This window comes from Pseudomonas rhizozeae (assembly GCF_031583775.1).
Lineage (GTDB): Bacteria > Pseudomonadota > Gammaproteobacteria > Pseudomonadales > Pseudomonadaceae > Aquipseudomonas.
The window spans coordinates 65,801-87,440 of record NZ_JAVLSB010000030.1; the positions used below are offsets into that span (position 1 = coordinate 65,801).

General features: G+C 60.9%; 21 protein-coding genes and 2 pseudogenes. 20 read left to right on the plus strand and 3 right to left on the minus strand.

Annotation, left to right across the window (positions count from 1 at the left end):
* Nucleotides 1–3: 3 nt before the first annotated feature.
* From RG836_RS09725 to RG836_RS09800, 16 genes and pseudogenes are all read left to right on the plus strand, one after another.
* Entirely contained in the window at nt 4–447 is a 444-nt protein-coding gene (locus tag RG836_RS09725; RefSeq protein WP_310845021.1) for a DoxX family protein, read from the plus strand.
* A complete protein-coding gene (locus RG836_RS09730; RefSeq protein ID WP_310845022.1) occupies nt 444–2,075 on the plus strand; it encodes an MFS transporter in 1,632 nt (543 codons plus the stop codon). The genes RG836_RS09725 and RG836_RS09730 overlap by 4 nt, the downstream gene beginning before the upstream one ends.
* Before the next feature lie 146 nt (nt 2,076–2,221).
* Nucleotides 2,222–3,118, plus strand: a pseudogene (locus RG836_RS09735) (LysR family transcriptional regulator).
* A gap of 193 nt (nt 3,119–3,311) precedes the next feature.
* Nucleotides 3,312–3,980, plus strand: a complete 669-nt coding sequence (locus tag RG836_RS09740) for a GntR family transcriptional regulator (RefSeq protein WP_310845023.1) — start codon at nt 3,312–3,314, stop codon at nt 3,978–3,980.
* Between the two features lie 114 nt (nt 3,981–4,094).
* Nucleotides 4,095–5,027 carry a 4-hydroxyproline epimerase gene (locus RG836_RS09745; protein WP_310845024.1) on the plus strand — a complete coding sequence of 311 codons (933 nt, stop codon included), beginning with the start codon at nt 4,095–4,097 and terminating at the stop codon, nt 5,025–5,027.
* Nucleotides 5,024–6,139 carry an NAD(P)/FAD-dependent oxidoreductase gene (locus RG836_RS09750; protein ID WP_310845025.1) on the plus strand — a complete coding sequence of 372 codons (1,116 nt, stop codon included), beginning with the start codon at nt 5,024–5,026 and terminating at the stop codon, nt 6,137–6,139. Before RG836_RS09745 ends, RG836_RS09750 begins: the two co-directional genes overlap by 4 nt.
* A complete protein-coding gene (locus tag RG836_RS09755) occupies nt 6,132–6,368 on the plus strand; it encodes a (2Fe-2S)-binding protein (RefSeq protein WP_310845026.1) in 237 nt (78 codons plus the stop codon). Before RG836_RS09750 ends, RG836_RS09755 begins: the two co-directional genes overlap by 8 nt.
* Nucleotides 6,365–7,621: an FAD/NAD(P)-binding oxidoreductase gene (locus tag RG836_RS09760; RefSeq protein WP_310845027.1), complete on the plus strand. Its 1,257-nt coding sequence runs from the start codon at nt 6,365–6,367 to the stop codon at nt 7,619–7,621. Before RG836_RS09755 ends, RG836_RS09760 begins: the two co-directional genes overlap by 4 nt.
* A 75-nt stretch (nt 7,622–7,696) precedes the next feature.
* Nucleotides 7,697–8,446, plus strand: coding sequence for an AraC family transcriptional regulator (locus RG836_RS09765; protein ID WP_310845028.1), 750 nt, complete (start codon nt 7,697–7,699; stop codon nt 8,444–8,446).
* A gap of 237 nt (nt 8,447–8,683) precedes the next feature.
* Nucleotides 8,684–9,502: an ABC transporter substrate-binding protein gene (locus RG836_RS09770; protein ID WP_310845029.1), complete on the plus strand. Its 819-nt coding sequence runs from the start codon at nt 8,684–8,686 to the stop codon at nt 9,500–9,502.
* Between the two features lie 10 nt (nt 9,503–9,512).
* Nucleotides 9,513–11,291 (plus strand): cis-3-hydroxy-L-proline dehydratase, encoded by a 1,779-nt coding sequence (lhpI, locus tag RG836_RS09775; protein ID WP_310845030.1) that lies wholly within the window; start codon nt 9,513–9,515, stop codon nt 11,289–11,291.
* Nucleotides 11,284–11,949 (plus strand): amino acid ABC transporter permease, encoded by a 666-nt coding sequence (locus tag RG836_RS09780; protein ID WP_310845031.1) that lies wholly within the window; start codon nt 11,284–11,286, stop codon nt 11,947–11,949. Before lhpI ends, RG836_RS09780 begins: the two co-directional genes overlap by 8 nt.
* A gap of 10 nt (nt 11,950–11,959) precedes the next feature.
* Nucleotides 11,960–12,610 (plus strand): amino acid ABC transporter permease, encoded by a 651-nt coding sequence (locus RG836_RS09785; RefSeq protein ID WP_310845032.1) that lies wholly within the window; start codon nt 11,960–11,962, stop codon nt 12,608–12,610.
* A complete protein-coding gene (locus RG836_RS09790) occupies nt 12,603–13,325 on the plus strand; it encodes an amino acid ABC transporter ATP-binding protein (protein ID WP_310845033.1) in 723 nt (240 codons plus the stop codon). Before RG836_RS09785 ends, RG836_RS09790 begins: the two co-directional genes overlap by 8 nt.
* A gap of 9 nt (nt 13,326–13,334) precedes the next feature.
* Nucleotides 13,335–14,363 carry a trans-3-hydroxy-L-proline dehydratase gene (locus RG836_RS09795; protein ID WP_310845034.1) on the plus strand — a complete coding sequence of 343 codons (1,029 nt, stop codon included), beginning with the start codon at nt 13,335–13,337 and terminating at the stop codon, nt 14,361–14,363.
* A gap of 125 nt (nt 14,364–14,488) precedes the next feature.
* On the plus strand, nt 14,489–15,406 hold the full coding sequence (locus tag RG836_RS09800; protein ID WP_310845035.1) for a dihydrodipicolinate synthase family protein: 918 nt from the start codon (nt 14,489–14,491) through the stop codon (nt 15,404–15,406).
* 81 nt (nt 15,407–15,487) lie between these two features.
* Here RG836_RS09800 and RG836_RS09805 read toward each other — a convergent pair.
* Nucleotides 15,488–15,727: pseudogene (locus tag RG836_RS09805) on the minus strand (Ldh family oxidoreductase); the annotation flags it as partial.
* 121 nt (nt 15,728–15,848) lie between these two features.
* Entirely contained in the window at nt 15,849–16,901 is a 1,053-nt protein-coding gene (gene qhpR, locus RG836_RS09810) for an AraC-like transcriptional regulator QhpR (protein WP_310845036.1), read from the minus strand.
* Nucleotides 16,902–17,330: 429 nt separating this feature from the next.
* Here qhpR and fabG point away from each other — a divergent pair, with 429 nt between their 5' ends.
* Together fabG and RG836_RS09820 are read left to right on the plus strand one after the other, a co-directional pair.
* Nucleotides 17,331–18,104 carry a 3-oxoacyl-ACP reductase FabG gene (gene fabG, locus RG836_RS09815; protein WP_310845038.1) on the plus strand — a complete coding sequence of 258 codons (774 nt, stop codon included), beginning with the start codon at nt 17,331–17,333 and terminating at the stop codon, nt 18,102–18,104.
* A 28-nt stretch (nt 18,105–18,132) separates the two neighbouring features.
* Nucleotides 18,133–19,668 carry an APC family permease gene (locus RG836_RS09820; RefSeq protein WP_310845039.1) on the plus strand — a complete coding sequence of 512 codons (1,536 nt, stop codon included), beginning with the start codon at nt 18,133–18,135 and terminating at the stop codon, nt 19,666–19,668.
* Between the two features lie 275 nt (nt 19,669–19,943).
* Here the strand turns inward: RG836_RS09820 and RG836_RS09825 are convergent, their stop codons facing one another.
* Complete coding sequence (locus RG836_RS09825; protein ID WP_310845040.1) at nt 19,944–20,303, minus strand: DUF6124 family protein; 360 nt, start codon at nt 20,301–20,303, stop codon at nt 19,944–19,946.
* A gap of 573 nt (nt 20,304–20,876) precedes the next feature.
* Between RG836_RS09825 and RG836_RS09830 the strand changes: the two genes are divergently transcribed.
* Entirely contained in the window at nt 20,877–21,239 is a 363-nt protein-coding gene (locus tag RG836_RS09830) for a type II toxin-antitoxin system Phd/YefM family antitoxin (protein WP_310845041.1), read from the plus strand.
* Nucleotides 21,240–21,331: 92 nt separating this feature from the next.
* Nucleotides 21,332–21,532, plus strand: coding sequence for a type II toxin-antitoxin system RelE family toxin (locus RG836_RS09835; RefSeq protein ID WP_409078069.1), 201 nt, complete (start codon nt 21,332–21,334; stop codon nt 21,530–21,532).
* The last annotated feature ends 108 nt before the right edge of the window (nt 21,533–21,640 follow it).

The window sequence follows — 21,640 nt, forward strand, 5'->3', positions numbered from 1 at the left end:
TCGATGCAAAAATCCAGTACGTTCGAACGTAGGCTGAGTGCTGCCGTCAGGCCGGCGCTCGGTTTACCCGCCTTGCGCTTCATCGCCTATCTCGGCCTGTGTGCGGCCTATCTGCAAGGTGGACTGTTCAAACTAATGGACTTTCCAGCGGCGATTGGCGAGATGAATCATTTTGGCTTATCACCGGCACCGCTGTTTGCGGTGCTGGTGATTGCGCTCGAGCTTGTCGCTTCACTGATGATTCTCACCGGTCGCCTGCGTTGGCTGGGCGCGCTGGGGTTGGCAGGGTTTACCCTGCTCGCCACCGGCATTGCGTTGCGTTTCTGGGACCTTCCAGCCGGCCCCGAACGCTTTGTAGTCACTAACTCGTTTTTCGAACATCTGGGACTTGTGGGCGGATTTCTACTGGTCGCCATTTGGGACGTGAAAGAACAAAAGCCAATATGACCCAAGAACCGTCAGATCCCGTTGTCGAGTCTGCAAATGGCTTTGCGCCGTTACGGCAGAAGCTGTTTACCGTGCTGTGGGTGGCGACGATCATCGGTAACATCGGCAGCTTCATCCGCGACGTCGCCAGCGCTTGGATCATCACCGATCTATCGTCGTCGCCGGTGGCGGTCGCGTTGGTCCAGGCAGCTGCCACATTACCGATTTTTCTCTTGGCGATTCCCGCGGGCACACTGTCCGACATCCTTGATCGGCGTAAATTACTGATCACCATTCAACTCCTGCTCGCGAGTGTCAGCATCAGCCTGATGCTGCTGTCGCTCGCAGGTTTACAGTCGGTTACTTCGCTAGTGGCCCTGACCTTCGTGGGTGGAATCGGCGCGGCGCTGATGGGACCTACCTGGCAGGCGATCGTACCCGAGCTGGTGCCGAGAAAAGACCTCAAGGACGCGGTCGCGCTCAATTCGCTGGGGATCAACATCGCGCGTGCCATTGGCCCCGCATTGGGCGGGCTGGCTCTTGCCAGCTTCGGGGCGGCATTCACCTATGGGGTGGATGTCATCACCTATGTATTCGTCATCTCAGCGCTGCTGTGGTGGCGGCGTCCGGCTGCCGCGCAGGATGTGCTGTCCGAACGATTTTCTGGCGCATTCCGCGCAGGACTGCGCTACGCCCGTGCCAGTCGCGAACTGCATGTGGTTCTGGTGCGCACGTTTGTCTTCTTCGCCCTGGCCAGCTCGGTGTGGGCGCTGTTGCCACTCGTGGCGCGCAGCCTGCTGGGAGGCGGGCCAGGCTTTTACGGCATTTTGCTAGGCGCTGTGGGCGTAGGCGCGATCGCCGGAGCTATCCTAATGCCCAGGCTACGGGTGCACCTGAGCGCCGACGGCCTCATGTTGCTGGCGGCGCTGGTAACGGCTGCAGTCATGGCGTTCCTCTCGCTCGCGCCCCCGCAGTGGGCCGCAGTAGGTGCACTGTTTGCACTTGGGGCGGCCTGGATCACGGCACTGACAACGCTTAATGGTGTCGCCCAATCAATTTTGCCCAACTGGGTGCGCGGCCGTTCGCTGGCGGTATACCTGACTGTTTTCAATGGGGCGATGACGGCAGGCAGCTTAAGCTGGGGCGCGGTGGCGACACTGATCGGCGTGCCACTGACACTGTTGACTGGCGCCGTTGGGCTGGTTGTTACGGGGCTGGTCGCTCATCGGCTCAAGCTGCCTGAGGGCGAATCCGATCTGATGCCCTCCGGACACTGGCCCGAGCCAATGACCGCCACAACACTGGAGCATGATCGAGGACCGGTGCTTATCCAGATCGAGTACCGAATTGCCGTGCAGGATCGCGTCGACTTTCTCACTGCACTCCACGCTTTGTCCGCTGAGCGCCGACGAGATGGTGCCTATGCCTGGGACATCTGTGAGGATGTTACTGATCCTGAAGTGATGCTCGAATGGTTTCAGGTTGAATCCTGGGCCGAGCATTTGCGTCAGCATCAGAGGGTCTCGAACGCAGACGCCGACTTACAGTCCACCGTACTGCGTTACCACAAGGGCGAAAGTAAGCCTTTAGTGCGGCATTTTTTGGCAGCGAGGCGAATGCATGATGCAGGCAATCCCCGCAATCCATAGTTCCCCGGAGATCGCCTTGTACCGTTAATCCGTTGGCTTTGCGGCAGACATCATCTTCACTGAAGGTTACTGCGGCCGCATCGCTGTTCTGCGAGTTGGCAGTGCCCATTCGAGGTGAACCATGTTGCATAAACGGGAACGTTAAAGTGGACATTGAAGAGCTACAGACATTTGTAGAAGTGGCTGATGCGGGCGGGGTGTCGCCTGCTGCGCTGCGGCTAGGCGTCGCTAAATCAATTGTCAGTCGTCGGCTGGCACGTCTTGAGGCGGCATTGGGGGTCCAGCTGCTTTCGCGATCGACACGCGGGGCATCTCTCACAGAAGCTGGAATGACATTTCGCGACTATGCAGCCCGCGTCTGCGCCGAGATAGAGACAGCCAGAGCGACGATCCTGCCTGAGGGGGAGCTCAATGGCCGTCTTCGCATCGCGGCCCCGCTTTCCTTCGGTCCCACACACCTCGCACCCGTGTTTGCCGAAATGGGACGGCGGCATCCCCGCTTGCACATCCACAGCTGCTACAGCGACCGCGTCGTGGATATCATCTCAGAGGGTTACGACTGCGCAATCCGGCTGGGTTATCCCCAGGATTCCAGCCTGATCGCACGGCACGTCGGACCTATTTACGGCAAGCTGGTGGCAAGTCCGGCCTATATCGAAGCTCATGGCGCGCCTGAGAAACCGGATTAAATTCCCGCCCATCAGGCGCTCATGCAGGGCACTGAATCCTGGCAATTCATGAGCAACGAAAAAATCGTAATCGTCCGCCCTCAAGGGCGATTCAAGGCCGACAATGGCGTCGCGCTGGTCGCGGCCGCACTGGCCGGCCTGGGGATCGCGATGGTGCCTGAAGGCCTCGTCGACGGGCATTTGGCGGCTGGGACACTTGTGCCCATCATGACTCGTTATCCGGTGCGCGAAGCAGGCATCTTTGTCGTCCGACCACCGGGCCAGCAACCCTCTCGAAAGATGCAGGTCCTTATCGAGATGCTGGTCGAGGGGTTTGGAAAAAATCCCCACGTCACAGGCACCACCCTCGATTGAAGCAATGCCGGGTAGGGCAAAATTCCAGAAGGCGAGATAACCTGCCGCCTATGTAATTGGGGGTGTGCTGACTGGCGCTAACGTCCCGCCGCTATCGCTGCTTCGCCCAAACGGTAGATGACGCAACCTGGCATGGCCATCGCCAAAGGGAATTCGTATACCATATCTGCAAACCACTCCAACGACTGCCGCCGTGACCTTACCCAAATTCAATGCTCCCGACCTGGGCAATGCGCCTTCAACTTCGGAAATCATCACGCGTCATTTGCGCGACGCTATCGTCGCCGGGCACTTTGCCGAAGATGAGCCCATTCGCCAGGATGACATCGCCCGCCAGTTCAACGTCAGTAAAATCCCTGTTCGCGAAGCCCTCAAGCGCCTGGAAGCCGAAGGCCTGGTGATGTTTCAGCGCAATCGCGGGGCGATGGTCACGCGGGTTTCCGATGCGGAGCTGGCGCAGATGTTCGAAGTGCGCATGTTGCTCGAAGACAAGGTGCTGCGCCTGGCCATTCCCAACATGACCGAAGAAACCTTCGCGCGTGCCGAACGCATCTGCCAGGAATTCATCGGCGAAGATGACGTCGGACGCTGGGCCGAGCTCAATTGGGAGCTGCATGCCTGTCTCTATGAACCCGCGCAACGACCGTTCCTGGTCGGTCTGATCCGCTCGGTCAACGATAAGCTGGAGCGTTACCTGCGCATGCAAATGAGCCTCTCGGCCGGCAAGGATCGCGCAGACCACGAACACCGGGAAATCCTTGCCGCGTGTCGCGCCGGTGATGTTGAGCTGGCGGTGAAGCTGCTTGACGCGCACATCGCCGGCGTCTGCAAGACCCTGTTCGAGCACCTGCCCCACCACTGATCGGTCATTCGGCTGTGCCGATTTCGTCATTGCAGGCGGATAAAAGCATCAAGCCGACGGGCACCTCTACAGGCCACTCTTGCGTTCACCCCTCTGAACGCAAGTGGCCCTCTCATGAAACGCATCACCGTGATCGACTCCCACACCGGCGGCGAACCTACCCGCCTGGTCACTGCTGGCTTTCCTGATTTGGGCACCGGCAGCATGGCCGAACGTCGACAACAATTGGCCGAGCAACATGACCACTGGCGAGCGGCCTGCGTCCTGGAGCCTCGCGGCAGCGACGTGCTGGTAGGCGCGCTGCTTTGTGAACCGGTGGACCCAACCGCCTGTGCCGGGGTGATTTTCTTCAATAACAGCGGTTACCTCGGAATGTGCGGCCACGGCACGATCGGGCTGGTGGCCTCGCTGGCGCATTTGGGCAAGATCGGCGCCGGCGTGCACAGCATCGAGACGCCAGTGGGCACGGTGCAAGCGACGCTGCATGACGACGGCTCGGTCAGCGTGCGCAACGTGCCCGCCTACCGTTATCGCAAAGCGCTGTCGCTGCAAGTGCCGGGGGTCGGCCAGGTGACCGGCGATGTGGCCTGGGGCGGTAACTGGTTTTTCCTGATTGCCGAGCATGGCCTGCGGGTGGCCGGCGATAACCTCGACGCACTCACGGCGTATACCTTCGCGGTGCAGCAAGCACTGGACGTGCAAGGCATTCGCGGCGAAGACGGCGGCTTGATCGACCATATCGAACTGTTTACCGATGACGAGCACGCCGACAGCCGCAACTTCGTGCTGTGCCCCGGCAAAGCCTACGACCGCTCGCCCTGCGGCACCGGCACCAGCGCCAAATTGGCATGCCTGGCGGCCGACGGCAAATTGCAGCCTGGGCAAATCTGGCGTCAGGCGAGTGTCATCGGTAGCGAATTCGAAGGTTCTTACGAGATCCACGGCGAGCGCATCATCCCGACCATCCGGGGCCGCGCTCACATCAGCGCCGAAGCCAGCCTGATTATCGATCAGGACGATCCGTTCGCTTGGGGCATTCGCCCATGAGCGAGGGCCGGGCCGCCGATGTGATTGTGATCGGCGCCGGCATCATCGGTGCCGCCTGCGCCCAGGCGTTGGCCCGTCGCGACCTGCGCGTGCTGGTGCTGGATGCCGGCCTGCCGGGGGCGACGGCCGCCGGGATGGGGCACCTGCTGGTGCTCGATGACAACCCGGCCGAACTGGCCCTCAGTCAGTATTCCCTGCAGCGCTGGCGCGAACTGGCACCCGCCCTGCCCGACAGCTGCGCCTACCGCAGCAACGGCACGCTCTGGTTGGCGGCCAACGCCGAAGAAATGGCGGTCGCCCACAGCAAGTATCGCCACTTGCAGGCGCACGGCGTGGCCTGCGAACTGATCTCCGAGCGTGGCTTGCGCCAACGAGAACCCGAATTGCGCGAGGGCCTGGAAGGCGGCTTGCTGATCAACGGCGACGGCATCCTCTACGCCCCGGCGACTGCGCGCTGGATGCTCGACGACCGCAACATCAGCCAGCGTCGGGCGCGGGTTATTGAAATCGACGGCAACCGCGTGCGGCTGGACGACGGCCAGTGGCTGAGTGCCGAAGCGGTGGTCCTGGCCAACGGCATCCAGGCCACCGAGCTCTGCCCCGAATTACCCATAGAACCGAAGAAAGGCCACTTGCTGATCACTGATCGCTACCCCATGACCGTCACTCACACCTTGGTGGAACTCGGCTACGTCACCAGCGCCCACAACGCCACTGGCCCTTCGACCGCCTGCAACATCCAGCCACGGCCGACGGGGCAATTATTCATCGGCGCCTCACGCCAATTCGGCACGACCGACCCGGAGGTCGAAGGCTGGATGCTGGCAAAAATGCTCAGGCGTGCCGTTGACTACATGCCGGGGCTGGCGCAGCTCAACGGCATCCGCGCCTGGACCGGGTTTCGTGCGGCGAGCCCGGACGGTCTGCCGCTGGTAGGTCAGCACCCGCAACGCCAAGGCTTGTGGTTGGCGGTCGGACACGAAGGCCTGGGGGTCACCACCGCTCCCGGCACGGCCGACTTGTTAGTCGCGCAATTACTCGACGAAACCCCGCCACTGCCCGCGCAACCTTATCTGCCGCAACGCTTTCTCAAGGAACCTGTGCATGCCTGAATTGTTGATGGACGGCCGAGCGTTGAGCGTGGCCGAGGGCACCAGTGTCGCGGCGGCGCTGGCGTTAGGCGGCGATGGATGCAGTCGCACTTCGGTCAGTGGCGAGCGTCGTGCACCGTTGTGCGGGATGGGCATCTGCCAGGAATGCCGGGTGACCATCGACGGCCGGCGACGCCTGGCCTGCCAGACGCTATGCCGTGACGGCATGAATGTGCGGACTCAAGCATGAGCGAGTCCGCCGACCTGCTGATCATCGGTGCCGGCCCCGCCGGCATGGCCGCTGCGCTGGCCGCCGCCCGCAGTGGTGCACGCATTGTGCTGCTCGACGATAACCCGCTGCCGGGCGGACAGATCTGGCGCGACGGCCCACAGGCCAGCCTGCCCAATCAGGCGCGCCAGATGCGCGAGCAACTGCATGCTTGCAGCAACATTCACCACCATTCGGGGACTCGGGTGATTGCCTGCGCCGGCCCGAAACAACTGCTGGTCGAAGACGCGGATCGCGGCTGGCTGATCGATTACGACAAACTGATTCTGTGTACCGGCGCGCGGGAGTTGCTGTTGCCCTTCCCCGGCTGGACATTGCCGGGCGTGACGGGCGCCGGTGGTCTTCAGGCATTGATCAAGGGTGGCCTGCCCGTAAACGGCGAGCGCCTGGTGATCGCCGGCAGCGGACCGTTGTTGCTGGCCAGCGCCGCCACCGCCAGACACAACGGCGCTCAGGTGTTGCGCATCGCCGAACAGGCCAAAACGATCGCCGTCGCGGGGTTCATCGCGCAACTGCCACGCTGGCCGCACAAGCTTGTGCAGGCGTTCACCCTGTTCGACCGGCATTACCGAACTGCCAGCCACGTCGTGGCGGCGCTGGGCAATGAACGGCTTGAAGGGGTGCGCCTGCAACAACAGGGAAAATTCGTCGAAGTGGCATGCGATCGCCTGGCGTGTGGTTTCGGTTTGATCCCCAACACCCAGCTCGGCCAGGCCCTGGGTTGCGACCTCGATGGCCAGGCGCTGGCCGTCGATTCCTGGCAAACAACCAGTCGCGCCGATCACTATGCAGCGGGTGAATGCACCGGTTTCGGCGGCAGTGAACTGGCACTGGTCGAGGGCACGATTGCCGGCCACGCTGCGGTCGGCGACGTTGCAGCCGCAACCCGATGGGTGCCACGCCGCGCGCGCTGGCAGGGGTTCGCCAGGGTGCTCAACCAAACCTTCACGCTGGATCCGCGACTCAAGGTGCTGGCGCAACCCGACACGCTGGTATGCCGCTGCGAAGACGTGCCCTACTCGGCTCTGGTCGGGCACGCGGACTGGCGCCAAGCCAAACTGGCCAGCCGCTGCGGCATGGGTGCCTGCCAGGGACGGGTCTGTGGCGGCGCCGTGCAACACCTGTTCGGCTGGCAACCTTCGGTGCCCCGCCCGCCGTTCAGCCCGGCGCGAATCGAGACCTTGTTGTGCCTGGAAGACACGCCAGTGCTTTGAATACTGGCTTGCAAGCTTTGCGTAGGGCGGCCGAGTCTTTATGATCCGCAGGACTGCCACCAGACGCCCAGTGCCATGCATGCCTCGTTGACGACCTTCGAACCCTGCGACCTGCCGACCCTGCTGCGCAGTCTCAAGCCTATTGCAGCGCTGCTCGATACCTTGTCGGATGTGGTGTTTTTCATCAAGGACAGTGAGGCTCGCTACGCGTTCGTCAACCAGACCCTGGCCCGGCGCTGTGGCTTCAAGCACACCGAAGAGTTGCTTGGGCGCACCGCCGACAGGGTCTTTCCAGAACGTTATGGCCCGCTGTACACCGAGCAGGATCGTCGCGTGTTGTCCAGCGGTCGCGAGTTGGCCGACCAGCTCGAACTGCACCTCTATTCCGCAAATCAGCCCATCTGGTGCCTGACCCACAAACTTGCCCTTCGCGATGAACAAGGTCAGATCGTCGGCCTGGCCGGCATCTCCCGAGACCTGCAGTTGCCACAGTCCAGCCATCCAGCCTTCCCGAAGCTGGCGGCCGTGGACGCCCATATTCGCAAGCACTTCGCGCGCCCGATCAGCCTCACCGAGCTGACTGAAATTGCCGGGTATTCCGTGGGGCAACTGGAGCGCCACTGCAAACGGGTGTTCCAAATCACGCCGCGCCAGATGATCCACAAGGCGCGCCTGGAAGAGTCTTCGCGTTTGCTGCTAGAGACCGACCTGCCCATTACCGATATCGCGCTTCGCTGTGGTTACACCGATCACAGCGCGTTCAGCCGACAATTCCGCGCACTGACCAGCCTGGCGCCGAGCCAATACCGCGACAGCCGTCGCTAAGCGACGGTTAATGTGTCGTTAGGGTGCGTTGTGATGACCGCTGCTCCCTTCTGTAACACCGACCGATCCAGGCCCAACCCACCTTCTCGCCCCCTTTCAGCATGCAGACCGGCTAACTCAACGGCTGCGAAGCATTTCGGCGACTGACTGCTCGATGGCACGCTGATTGCTAAACCGATATCGTATACGAAATCTTCAATACGATATCTAACAGCACTCAACCATAACGAGGCTTCTATGAAAAACCCCGCATTTGCCGTAGCCCTCAGCGCTGTTCTAAGTACGTCCTTTATCGCTACCGCTCAGGCCGACAAGCTCGACGACATCATCGGTTCAGGCAAATTGCGGTGCGCCGTGACTCTGGACTTTCCGCCGATGGGTTTTCGCGATGAAGCCAATAACCCTGCCGGCTTCGATGTGGACTACTGCCACGATCTGGCGAAAATTCTCGGGGTTGATGCCGAAGTGGTTGAAACGCCCTTCCCGGATCGCATCCCGGCGCTGATTTCCGGGCGTGCCGATGTGATCGTCGCCTCCACCTCCGATACCCTCGAGCGGGCCAAGACCGTCGGCCTTACCGTGCCTTACTTTGCCTTCCAGATGGTCGTGCTGACCCGTGACAATACCGGGATCAAAAGCTTCGACGACTTGAAAGGTAAAGCCCTGGGCAACACCAGTGGCACCTTCGAAGCCATCGCCCTGGAAAAAGATGTGAAGAGCTGGGGCAGCGGCAGTTTCCGCGCTTACCAGTCACAGAACGACACGCTGCTGGCGGTTGCCCAAGGCCACATCGACGCCACCGTGGTCACCAATACCGTGGCCGCCGCCACACTCAAGTCAGGCAAATACAAAAACCTGAAAATTGCCGGCAACGCCCCTTACGTGATCGATTACGTCTCCCTCGCCGCCAAGCGCAGCGAGTACGGCTTGCTTAACTACCTCAACCTGTTCGTCAACCAACAGGTGCGCACCGGTCGTTACAAAGAGCTGTTCGTGAAATGGGTCGGCACTGACATTCCACCGACCAACCTGACCGTGCCACAGGTCTATTACTGAGGTGTCCGCCATGCCTGGGAGCACTTCTCTGCTCGGTCGCAGCCTGGTCGCGGGCGCGGCACAGGGCGCGCTGCTGTTTGCTGACGTAGGCTTGAGTTTCTGGGGCGGTGTCGATCCATTCAGCGGTGAGGTCATCGACCGTCATCACCCGCTCAGCGGCCAATACCTGGGCGGACGGGTACTGGCGATTCCCAGTGGCCGTGGTTCGTGTACCGGCAGCAGTGTGCTGATGGAGCTGATCAGTAACGGTCACGCGCCGGCCGCTTTGGTGCTGGCCGAACCTGATGAGATCCTGACCCTGGGCGTGGTGGTCTCCCAAACCCTGTTCGAAGGCTCCCTGCCGGTGCTGTGCATCGGTCGGGAGGCGTTCGACGCCTTGCGCGGCAAGGCTTTCGCGCGGGTCGAAGACGCGTTGCTGAGCGTATTCGAACACCCGCCCGGCGATGACTGGCAGGCACCTGGCACCCCATCGCTCGAACCCGACACGAATGCCTCGATCGAGCTGAGCGAGCACGACCGCGCACTGCTCGATGGCGAACATGGCAAGGCAGCGCAAGTCGCCATGCAGATCGTCTTGCGCATGGCGCAGCTGCAAGGTGCGCGCAGTCTGGTGGATGTCACCCAGGCACACATCGACGGCTGCATTTACACCGGTCCGGCGAGCCTGCGCTTTGCCCAACAGTGGGTGCAATGGGGGGCAAAAGTACGCGTGCCCACGACGCTCAATTCGATCTCCGTCGATCAGCGTCGGTGGCGAGAATTGGGCATCGACGCGGCGCTCGGCGAGCCGGCCAGTGCCTTGGGTGACGCCTACATGGCGATGGGCGCACAGCTCAGTTACACCTGCGCGCCCTACTTGCTCGACAGCGCGCCCAAGACCGGCGAGCAGATTGTCTGGGCCGAATCCAACGCCGTGGTCTACGCCAACAGTGTGCTCGGCGCTCGCACCCTGAAGTACCCGGACTACTTGGATATCTGCATCGCCCTGACCGGCCGCGCGCCGCTGATCGGCTGCCATCTGGACGCGCATCGCAAGGCTCGCCTGCGCGTCGAATTGCCGGCCTTGAGCGAACTGGATGATGCCTTCTATCCATTGCTCGGTTACCACGTCGGCGCCCTCGCCGGCAGTCGTATTCCGGTGGTGTTCGGGCTGGAACAGCGTCAGCCCACGCTCGATGATTTGAAAGCGTTCGGCGCCGCATTCGCCACCACCTCCGCTGCAGCGTTGTTCCATATCGCCGGGGTCACGCCGGAAGCTCTCGACCCGACGCAGGTTATGGAGCCGGGTGAAACCTTGCCGCTGGAAACAGTCCACTTGGCGGACCTGTTGCGCAGTTGGCGCGAACTCAACAGTGCCCACGACAACAAGGTGGATGTGGTCTCGCTGGGTAACCCGCACTTTTCCCTCAGCGAATTTGCGCGCCTGGCGCAGCTGTGCCGGGGTCGGCACAAACACCCTGACGTGGTCGTCGCCATCACCTGCGGCCGCGCGGTGCTGGAGCAAGCGCGCCACGCCGGGCATATCGCCGTGCTCGAAACCTTCGGTGCGACCCTGATTACCGATACCTGCTGGTGCATGCTCGGCGAGCCGGTGATTCCCCCCGCCGCGACCACCTTGATGACCAACTCGGGCAAGTACGCCCACTATGCTCCGGGGCTGGCGGGCCGCAAGGTGCACTTCGCCAGCCTTGGCGAATGCGTCGACGCCGCCTGTAGCGCCACTGCCAGCGGGCGTCTGCCGACCTGGCTGGCGCCTGCCGCTGACCTGGAGAACCCCGCGCATGTTTGATTACACCTTCCAATGGCGTTCGGCCTTGCGCGCCCTGCCGGACATGCTCGCCGGCGCGCTGGTCACGTTCGAAACCGCCGCCTTGTCGATGATCTTCGGCGTCCTGATCGCCCTGGCCCTGACCGTCATGCGCGAAGCCCGACACCCCCTGTTGCGCGGCGTCGGCAACGGCTGGGTATCGATCGCGCGCAATACCCCGTCGCTGTTTCAAATCTACATCCTCTACTTCGGCCTCGGTTCGCTGGGTCTGCATGTCAGCTCCTGGTTCGCGCTGCTGGCAGGGATCACCTTCAACAACGCCGGCTACCTCGCGGAAAACTTTCGCGGCGGCCTTAAAGCGGTGCCCACCACGCAAGTCCGCGCAGCGCGTTCACTGGGCATGAGCGCCTTTCAGGCCTACCGGTTGATCATCGTTCCGCAACTGCTGCGAATCGTGTTCTACCCGTTGAGCAACCAGATGGTCTGGGCGGTATTGATGACATCGTTGGGGGTGATCGTCGGGCTGAACAATGACCTCACCGGTGTGACTCAGGACTACAACGTCAAGACGTTCCGCACCTTCGAATACTTCGCCATTGCCGCGGTGCTGTATTACCTGATTGCCAAGGCGATCGTCGCGGCAGCCCGGCTGATGGCCTGGCGGCTGTTCCGTTATTGAGGAGGTGACCATGTTGACCACCAGCTTTTCCTGGAACGACCTGCAGTTCTTGCTCAATGGTGCCTGGGTCACGGTGCAACTGACGTTCTGGTCGATCATCCTCGGCACGCTCGCCGGGTTGCTGTTCGGCTTGTTGCGGGCGCTGTTGCCCCGGGCCAGCCTGCCCCTGGCCTGGGTGCTGGATATCTTTCGCAGCGTGCCGCTGTTGATTCAATTTGTGTTGTTCAACTCGCTCAAGAGCATCGTCGGTTTGAACATCAGCGCGTTCAGCGTTGGCTGCATCGTGCTTGGGATTTACGCCGCCGCGTATTTCACCGAGATCGTGCGCGGCGGTGTGCTCGCAGTGCCTTTCACCGTGCGCCGCGCCAGTCGCTCGCTGGGCCTGAGCTTCTTTCAGGACTTGCGCTGGATCGTCCTGCCGATGGCCACGCGAGTGGCGTTTCCCGGCTGGCTGAACCTGGTGCTGGGCGTGATGAAAGACACCGCGCTGGTGATGTGGATCGGCATCGTCGAACTGCTGCGCGCCTCGCAAACCATCGTGACCCGCATCCAGGAGCCGCTGCTGGTGCTGTGCATCGCGGGACTTATCTACTACGTCATGAGCCTGGTGGTTGCCCGCCTCGGCGCTCGTCTGGAAAGAAGGTGGCAAGAAAATGATTGAGATCGACAACGTACACAAATCCTTCGGCAACCTTGAAGTGATCAAGGGCGTAAACCTGACGGTGAACAAGGGCGAAGTGGTGTCGATCATTGGCGGTTCCGGCTCAGGCAAGTCGACCCTGTTGATGTGCATCAATGGCCTGGAGCCGATCCAGAAAGGCAGCATCCGCGTCGACGGCGTAGAGGTCCATCACGCCGGCACCGATCTCAACCGCCTGCGGCAGAAAATCGGCATTGTGTTTCAGCAATGGAATGCCTTCCCGCACTTGACGGTGTTGGAAAACGTCATGCTGGCGCCGCGCAAGGTGCTGGGGAAAAGTAAGGCCGAAGCCGAGGAGCTGGCGGTGCAGCAACTCACCCACGTTGGCCTGAGTGACAAGCTCAAGGCGTTTCCCAGCAAGCTCTCCGGGGGTCAGCAACAGCGCATGGCGATCGCTCGCGCGCTGGCCATGTCCCCGGATTACATGCTGTTTGACGAGGCCACTTCGGCCCTCGATCCGCAACTGGTGGGTGAAGTACTGGACACCATGCGCATGCTTGCCGAAGACGGCATGACCATGGTGCTAGTCACCCACGAGATCCGCTTCGCGCGGGACGTGTCGGACCGCGTGGCGTTCTTCCGTAACGGTCTGGTACACGAGATCGGCGCGCCCGACCAGGTCATTGGCAACCCGCTGCATGCGGAAACCGCGGCCTTCCTCAAGTCGGTCAAATAGGAGAAAACCATGCGTTCTTCGAAAGTGATTCATGTGGTCAGTTGCCATGCCGAAGGCGAAGTCGGCGACGTCATTGTTGGCGGCGTCGCCCCACCGCCCGGTGCGACCGTGTGGGAACAATCGCGCTGGATTGCCCAGGATGAGACCTTGCGCAATTTCGTCCTCAACGAACCGCGAGGCGGGGTGTTTCGCCACGTCAACCTGCTGGTACCGGCCAAAGACCCCCGAGCGCAAATGGCCTGGATCATCATGGAGCCGGCGGACACGCCGCCGATGTCCGGCTCCAATTCGCTGTGCGTGGCCACGGTGTTACTCGACAGCGGCATCCTGCCGATGACCGAACCGCAAACCCGGCTGGTGCTGGAGGCCCCCGGTGGATTGATCGAAGCCGTGGCCGATTGCCGTGACGGTAAAGTGGAGCGGGTCGAAATCAAAAATGTGCCCTCCTTCGCCGATAAGCTCGACGCCTGGATCGAGGTCGAGGGCCTGGGCTCGCTGCAGGTCGACACGGCGTACGGCGGCGACAGTTTCGTGATCGTCGATGCGCAACGGCTGGGCTTTGCCATCCGTCCCGACGAAGCCGCCGAACTGGTGGACGTCGGATTGAAAATCACCCGTGCGGCCAACGAACAACTGGGTTTTGTGCATCCGCTGAACCCGGAGTGGTCGCACATTTCCTTCTGCCAGATCGCCGCTCCAGTCGTCCACGAGCAGGGCATCGCCACGGGCGCCAATGCCGTGGTGATTCAACCCGGCAAGATCGATCGTTCGCCCACCGGCACCGGTTGCTCGGCGCGCATGGCCGTGTTGCATGCCAAAGGCTTGATGCAGGTGGGTGAGCGATTTATCGGCCGGTCGATCATCGGTTCCGAGTTCCACTGCCGCATCGATTCGCTGACGGAAGTCGCCGGGCGTTCGGCAATCTATCCGTGCATTTCCGGGCGAGCGTGGATCACCGGGACTCACCAATTGCTTCTCGACCCGAGCGATCCATGGCCACAGGGCTATCGACTGTCCGACACCTGGCGTGGCGCCTGACACCTCAAGCCAAACGACACTGACAAACGGCTGGCGAAAAACCACATGAACCTGAAAGAAACATGGCAGCCGTTTGCCGATTAACATATCGTATACGAAATACAATTAACGAACTGGAGGTAACAATGAGCAAGCGAATCAACTGGAGTGGCGTCTTCCCCGCCGTCACCACTCAATTCAATGACGACTTCTCCATCAACCTGGAAAAGACCCACCAAGTGATTTCCAACGTCATTCGTGACGGCGTGTCAGGGCTCGTTGTCTGCGGTTCGGTGGGGGAAAACACCTCGCTGACCGCCGAAGAAAAAATCGCCGTGACCGAAGTCGCGGTCGACGCCTCACGCGGGCGGGTGCCGGTGATTTGCGGCGTGGCTGAATTCACCAGCGTGGCAGCGGCCAAGGTCGCGAACGCGGTGCGTCGGGTCGGCGTGGATGGCGTCATGCTGATGCCGGCGCTGGTCTACGGCTCGAAACCTTTCGAGACCGCCGAGCACTTCCGCTACGTGGCGAAAAACGCCGATGTACCGCTGATGGTCTATAACAACCCGCCGATCTACAAAAACGATGTCACCCCCGACATCCTGATTTCTCTGGCCGACTGCGACAACGTGGTGTGCTTCAAGGATTCCTCTGGCGACACGCGCCGCTTTATCGACGTGCGCAACGAAGTCGGAGACCGGTTTGTGCTGTTCGCGGGTCTCGATGATGTGGTGCTGGAAAGCATCGCGGTGGGTGCCGAAGGCTGGGTGTCGGGCATGTCCAACGTGTTCCCGAAAGAAGGCGAAACCATCTTCCGCCTGGCCAAGGCCGGTCGCTTTGCCGAAGCCATGCCGATCTACGAATGGCTGATGCCGATCTTGCACCTCGATGCCCGTGCCGATCTGGTGCAATGCATCAAGCTGTGTGAAGCCATTGCCGGTCGCGGTAGCGCGCTGACGCGGCCGCCGCGACTGGCGCTGCCGGAAGCTGATCGCCTGTTCGTCGAGCAGATCATGGCCAAAGCCATGGCCAACCGTCCGCAACTGCCCGACGTCGGTCTCTGAGTGACCGCACCGATTCGCTGACTTGAAACGCAGAACGGGCGCCATTAACGCCCGTTTCCGTTTACTTCAGCAGTGCCTGCAAGTCCTGGTACCGGCGTCGTAGGCTAAAGACTCGGCACTGGTCAAATCACCGATCAACGGCCCGGCGATCAGCTCCACCATGGCGGCCAATGCCGAAGCTTTGTGCCCGCCAAACGTCAGCATCGCGCCGGCATCGAGCACCACGTTTGCGTCGGTACTCGGCAAGCCTTCAGCGTCCACTCCCCACCCCTCGGGGGGCATTTGATGCGCCGAGGCTTGATCGTTTAGGGCCAAGGAAATGACGAAATCAGCACACCCCGATTACTGGGCCGTAGAAAGGAGAGCCGGGCTTAATGTTCAGCCATCACCCACAGACTTTCCCGTGGTGATGGCTGACCGTCGTGCAACGCCAGCGAATCAATTACGCGTCAGACTTGCGCCACTGATTGGGGCTCACGCCGTGCCAGCGGCGGAAGGCGCGCGAGAACGCACTGGCTTCGGAATAGCCCAGCAACAGGGCGAGTTCCGAGATCGGCACACCGGTCTGCGTCAGGTAGTACTGCGCCAGTTCCTGGCGCACTTTATCCACCAGGCCGGAGAAGTTTAGGCCTGTCTCGCCCAGCCGACGTTGCAGGCTCCAACTGGTCATTTTCAGCAGCTCAGCCACTTGATCGAGGCTGGGTTCGCCATGCGCGAACTGCAGGCGGATCTGCGCTTGGACGTCATTGATAATGCCATGGCCGCCTTGCCGTTCGCCCCACTGGTGCGCCAGCAGGTCCATGCTCTCCATGACAATGGCTAACAGCCGGCTGTCCCGACCGGGCATGACCTTGTCCAGCGCACTCTTGCGGAACACTAGTGAATTACACGGCTGACCAAAGAACACCGGCGCATCGAAAACTTTACAGTGCTCGTGCCAGGCCTCCGGCTGTGGGTGTTCGAAATGCACACGCTCAGGCGCCCACTTTTGTCCGATGGAGTGACGCATCAGATTGGTAAACATGCCCAGCGACAATTCGGCGTCCTGGCGCTTGCGGAAGATCGCGCCGTACTGGACCTGGTAATCGAGCCGACACCATTCGCCCTCCACTTCAAGCCGCAGCAGGCTGCCTTGCTGATGGATGGGGAACACCTTGACGATGTTGCGCAAGGCGTCGCCTAGGGTTTCCGAGCACATGCCGACATAACCGAGCATCCCCAGGCCGTCGGGTTTGAACTGATTGCCGTAACGCAAACCGAAGTTGTCATCGTGGGTCTGGCGGGCGGCTTCTTCGAACACCGCGCAATATTGCTTCAGATCGAGGCTCAAGGTCGGATGCTGCAGGTGCTCGGGGTTAATTCCCGCATGGCCGAGAATCCGGTCCGCGTCGCCACCCTTGTGCTGGATAAACTCGACCAGGCCGGTGGCGGCCGAACTGAGCACTCCGATTGATTGAAGCTGATCGGCGGGTCGCCGTGTTGTGGCAAGTTGCATGGCAACCTCTCACACAGTTGCGAATAGGGGCGCTATGTACGCTTGGTACAAGCATCCTACTTGAGCAAAATTCATGCCGCGGTGCACGCGGGCGTTCTGAACACCTCGCACTGTGATCGGTTGCGCGACGACGCGTCTTGATGGTGCGCCGCCAACGCTTCGCGCTACGCACAGGAGCATTTTGATCATGCCAGCCACTGACCCGCCGCCCGGTTGGCCACTGCGGCGCCTGTTTCCAATGGCCCCACCGGGCGTTACCGCTGACCACCCGCTTGACACCACAACGCAAATCATTGACCTGCGGGCACAGGCTTCTGCGCTTTTTGCGGCCGATTGATGGTCGAGGACAAATTATGTGCCCGGCGGTCAAGTCGCCCTGCAAGGCCTGACTCACTCTCCAGCCACCCTCATTTGACAGGAGCTGCGCAGATGTTCACGTCCTTAAGCGGTAAAAGTGTTTTGGTCACCGGTGCCAGCACCGGCATTGGCCTCGGGGTTGCCCGACAGTTTGCGCTGCAAGGCGCACGCGTGCTGATCACCGCGCGCAACGCCGGCCGGATCGAAGCAGTCGCGGCCGGCCTGCGTGCCGAAGGATTGCAGGTTCAGGGGCTGGCCTCCGATGTGGCGGATGCCGCGTCGGTCAAGGCGCTGATCCACACCGTGGAGGAGATCCACGGCGGCCTCGACGTGTTGTGCTGCAATGCCGGGATTTTCCCCAACTCTCCATTGGAAGACCTGGCTGAGGCGGAGTGGGATCAGGTGATGGCGACCAATGCCAAAGGCACATTCCTCTGCGTACAAGCCGCCCTGCCCTTGCTGCGACGGGCCGAGTACGGCCGGGTGATCCTCACCTCATCGATTACCGGCCCGGTCACCGGTTCACCGGGTTGGGTGCATTACGGCGCGAGCAAAGCGGCGCAGCTGGGCTTTATGCGTACCGCGGCGATCGAGTTGGCGAGGGACGGCATCACCGTCAACGCGGTCATGCCCGGCAACATCGTCACGGAAGGCTTCCTGGATGTGGCGGCGGATTACCAGGCGGGCGTGGCGGCCTCCATTCCGCTCAAGCGCCTGGGCACTTCCGCCGACGTCGCCAGCGCTGTGCTGTTCTTTGCCAGCCGCGAGGCCGGCTACATCACCGGGCAAAGCTTGATCATCGACGGCGGACAAGTGCTGCCCGAGTCACTTCAAGCCCTTGTTTGAACAACTACCCTGAACAAGGAATACGCCCATGAACACCCTTATCAGTGACGCTCCAACAAGCCTCACGGCACCTGCCGATGTGCAGCGCTTGCGCAAGAACTCAGTTGGCTTGTTCGGCGTGTTGTTCATGACGATCGCCACGGCGGCGCCGATCACCGCCATGCTGGGCAATGTGCCGATTGCCGTGGGCAGCGGCAACGGGCAATTTGCGCCGGCCGGTTACCTGGTGGCGACGGTGATCCTGTCGCTGTTCGCGCTGGGCTATTCGCAAATGGCCAAGTACATCACCGCCACCGGGGCCTTTTATGGCTTTATCTCCCACGGCCTAGGCCGGGTGGTGGGCATGGCGTCGGGCATTGCAGTGACCCTGACCTACATTGTGTTTGAAGCGGCGCTGGTGGGGATTTTTGCGTTTTTCTGCCAGGACTTCGCCCAGAGCGTACTAGGTCTTCAAGTCCATTGGCTGGTGTTCGCGCTGTTGATGCTCGCGGCAAATGGCATCCTCTGTTATTTCGACCTGAGCCTGGCCGCCAAGCTATTGGGCGCCTGCCTGATCCTGGAAATCCTGATGTTGGGCGCGACCTCCGTCGCGGTGCTGCTGCATGGCGGCGACGCCCAGGGTTTGCACCTGGAGTCGATCAACCCGCTCAACGCCTTCACGCCGGCCGAGGGTGTGATCGGCGCCAGCGCGGGGCTGGGATTGTTCTTCGCGTTCTGGTCGTGGGTCGGTTTCGAGTCCACCGCCATGTATGGCGAAGAGTCCCGGGATCCCAAGCGCATCATTCCCCTGGCAACGATGCTGGCAGTGATCGGCGTGGGGGTGTTTTATGTGTTCGTGTCGTGGATGGCCGTTGCCGGCGCGGGCCCGGCCAACGCCATTCAACTGGCGCAGAACCCGGCCACCGCGGCTGAGTTGTTCTACGGCCCGGCTCGCCTGTATCTGGGGGAATGGGCCGTCACCTTGTTCAAGGTGTTGGTCATCAGCGGCTCCTACGCCTGCGGCATGGCGTTTCACAACTGTGCGTCGCGCTACCTGTACGCGCTCGGGCGGGAAAATCTGTTTGAACAACTGGGCCGCAGCATTGGCCGTACCCACCCCAAACACGGTTCGCCGCACGTGGCGTCGACGGTGCAAACGGTGATCGCCACGCTGATCGTGTTGGCCTTCTGGCAGCAGGGCAAGGACCCTTACGCGGACCTGTACACCTTGCTGGCCATCCTCGGCACCATGGGCATCATGATCGTCCAGGCGCTGTGCGCATTTGCGGTCATCGCCTGGTTCCATTTCGATCCGCAGAACCGCCACAAGGCGCACTGGTTCAAAACCTTCCTGGCGCCACTGATTGGCGGGGTGGCCATGCTGTACGTGGTGTACCTGCTCTGGATCAACATGGGTTTCGCCGCGGGAAATGCCGTCAACTCAATGCTCTACCCGCTGATCCCCTACATCGTGCTCGCCAGTTTTCTGATAGGCGCCGGGATCGCCCTGTACTTCAAATATTTCGACAGCCATAAGTATCAGGTCATCGGCCGTATCGTCATGGACGAGCAACGTCAGGCTTGAGCAGCGAATCAACGAGCATGAACACGGGTCTGCCATTCACCCAGTGCTCGGCAGACCCGGATGTGGGCCAGTTAGCAGGTCACTTCGGCATACACCGGATAATCCACATAGCCTTCTTCGCCGCCGCCATACAGTGTTGCGCGTGTCATGCCATTGACGATGTGGGCGGAAACCAGTCGTGCAACTGAGTGGGTGAACGGCTGAATCTGAGCCGTTCATCCACTGTTGCTCAATACAACCTATAAGGGCGCGGCCCTCGCCGTGGAGTCGGAACGTTATGCAGGCGCTTCAAGCCGATCCAGCGCTCGGTTCACTGCCAGTTCGCCCAGCATGATGACCTGGGCGATGCCCAACAACGCATTGCGGCTTGACCCCTGCAACGCGGTGGCCAAATCGTTGGCCATCACGTTGGCGGATGCCAATGACTCACAGGCGTGTACCAGCAAGGTTTCCATGTCGAGGTCGGGGTTGATGACGAACATGGTGCTCGGGGCGCGGGTGCTGGCTTTGACGTCATCGATGTTGAAGTAGAAATCCATCGCGCGCTCGGCTGCTCCATGGAATTTCTTTGATCCGACTTTTTCATACGGGGTGGTCGGGTCGTCTTCGGGCGGGTTGGGGGTAGGTTTGAACATTGTTGGAACTCCTTATGTCGTGAATAAAGAGCCAACCAACCTCGCTACCAAACGAAGGGTGGTGGCCATACTCAGGTTGGTAGACCGGGACATAAGGAAACCGGCGCACCCGAAAGTGCCCTGCGCATGACCACCATAATGGCGGGGCGAAAAAGCGCCGCGAACGGTGATGCTGTGCATTCCTTATGTCCGGGCTACCAAACCCGATCGCTGTTTTTCAGCGATGGGGAAACGATAAAGCCCGGTACCAAGGCGCACAAGCCGGCGGATTCTGTCTTAGTTGTAGGCAAAGGCACAAGGCGATGTAGCTTTCAGGACGTAACGCCCAAGCGGATTAAACGCGTCCCGGTAAACATGTTTATCGGGATCGAAGCCCGTTGTGACCCAGCCCGTTTTCAGTTCGGTTTGACGCAACGGCAACGGATGGCCAAGCGTTGTTTAGCGGGTTAATCACTCAGAAAGATACGTTGCAGAGTGAGCGCGCTGATAGGCGAGTCGAGTTCGAGGATTGCGGTTTGCAATAGTCTTCCATCGCCGGCAAAGCGTCCAAGCATTATGTGTATTGTTGTGCGTATGATTATGCGCATTACTTGGCAGGTAACGGCGTTAGCCGTTTTCGATACTGACGACGATAATGAAAGGACCAATGGCATGAGTGCACTACCAGACCGTGCTGAGCAGGCCGTATCTGCCACCACTATGGCCCGAGATTTTCGAGCGCGATTGAAAGATGTCGCCAGTGGTGATGTGAATCATCTGGTGATATTCAAGGACAACGAGCCAGCAGCTGTGTTGGTAGGCGTGCAAGCCTATCAGGCACTGCAGGACGAACTTGAAGATTTGCGCTCTGAATTGCTGGCCATCGAGCGTCTGCCCAGCCTTGACGATACTGTGACCGTGAGCCTTGAGGAAATGGACTCACGCTTCAGTCAATAGGCTAAGCCAATAAATTGGATTGTCCGGTTACACTCTGCTGTAGAGAAAGACCTGAAGCAATTGGAAAGTGCTGAGGCAAAGCGTTTTTGAAAGTGATTCGTGAGCGCATTGCTTCAGGGGAGCCCGACAAGATTGGCAAGGCGCTACGCGGTGCTTTGGCCGGTTGTCGTCGGATAAGGACCGGAGATGTGCGGATCATCTATCGCATCAATGGCACCGAGATCGTCTTAGTACTGTGCGTAGGGGCTCGTCGAGATGACGAGGTTTATGAAGCCGCTACCAGACGAGTCTGAACAAAACCCCCGCTGCGCGGGGGTTCTCTTTTTCAAGCAAGACTGATCATGATTGATATAGCCTCGCCCGCACTGTGACCAGTATTTGGCGGTCTGGCGGGAACCGTG

Coding starts and splice junctions, on each gene's coding strand:
- RG836_RS09725 (WP_310845021.1), top strand. CDS start 4: ATGCAAAAATCCAGTACGTTCGAACGTAGGCTGAGTGCTGCCGTCAGG.
- RG836_RS09730 (WP_310845022.1), top strand. CDS start 444: ATGACCCAAGAACCGTCAGATCCCGTTGTCGAGTCTGCAAATGGCTTT.
- RG836_RS09745 (WP_310845024.1), top strand. CDS start 4,095: ATGAAACGCATCACCGTGATCGACTCCCACACCGGCGGCGAACCTACC.
- RG836_RS09750 (WP_310845025.1), top strand. CDS start 5,024: ATGAGCGAGGGCCGGGCCGCCGATGTGATTGTGATCGGCGCCGGCATC.
- RG836_RS09755 (WP_310845026.1), top strand. CDS start 6,132: ATGCCTGAATTGTTGATGGACGGCCGAGCGTTGAGCGTGGCCGAGGGC.
- RG836_RS09760 (WP_310845027.1), top strand. CDS start 6,365: ATGAGCGAGTCCGCCGACCTGCTGATCATCGGTGCCGGCCCCGCCGGC.
- RG836_RS09765 (WP_310845028.1), top strand. CDS start 7,697: ATGCATGCCTCGTTGACGACCTTCGAACCCTGCGACCTGCCGACCCTG.
- RG836_RS09770 (WP_310845029.1), top strand. CDS start 8,684: ATGAAAAACCCCGCATTTGCCGTAGCCCTCAGCGCTGTTCTAAGTACG.
- lhpI (WP_310845030.1), top strand. CDS start 9,513: ATGCCTGGGAGCACTTCTCTGCTCGGTCGCAGCCTGGTCGCGGGCGCG.
- RG836_RS09780 (WP_310845031.1), top strand. CDS start 11,284: ATGTTTGATTACACCTTCCAATGGCGTTCGGCCTTGCGCGCCCTGCCG.
- RG836_RS09785 (WP_310845032.1), top strand. CDS start 11,960: ATGTTGACCACCAGCTTTTCCTGGAACGACCTGCAGTTCTTGCTCAAT.
- RG836_RS09790 (WP_310845033.1), top strand. CDS start 12,603: ATGATTGAGATCGACAACGTACACAAATCCTTCGGCAACCTTGAAGTG.
- RG836_RS09795 (WP_310845034.1), top strand. CDS start 13,335: ATGCGTTCTTCGAAAGTGATTCATGTGGTCAGTTGCCATGCCGAAGGC.
- RG836_RS09800 (WP_310845035.1), top strand. CDS start 14,489: ATGAGCAAGCGAATCAACTGGAGTGGCGTCTTCCCCGCCGTCACCACT.
- qhpR (WP_310845036.1), bottom strand. CDS start 16,901: ATGCAACTTGCCACAACACGGCGACCCGCCGATCAGCTTCAATCAATC.
- fabG (WP_310845038.1), top strand. CDS start 17,331: ATGTTCACGTCCTTAAGCGGTAAAAGTGTTTTGGTCACCGGTGCCAGC.
- RG836_RS09820 (WP_310845039.1), top strand. CDS start 18,133: ATGAACACCCTTATCAGTGACGCTCCAACAAGCCTCACGGCACCTGCC.
- RG836_RS09825 (WP_310845040.1), bottom strand. CDS start 20,303: ATGTTCAAACCTACCCCCAACCCGCCCGAAGACGACCCGACCACCCCG.
- RG836_RS09830 (WP_310845041.1), top strand. CDS start 20,877: ATGATTATGCGCATTACTTGGCAGGTAACGGCGTTAGCCGTTTTCGAT.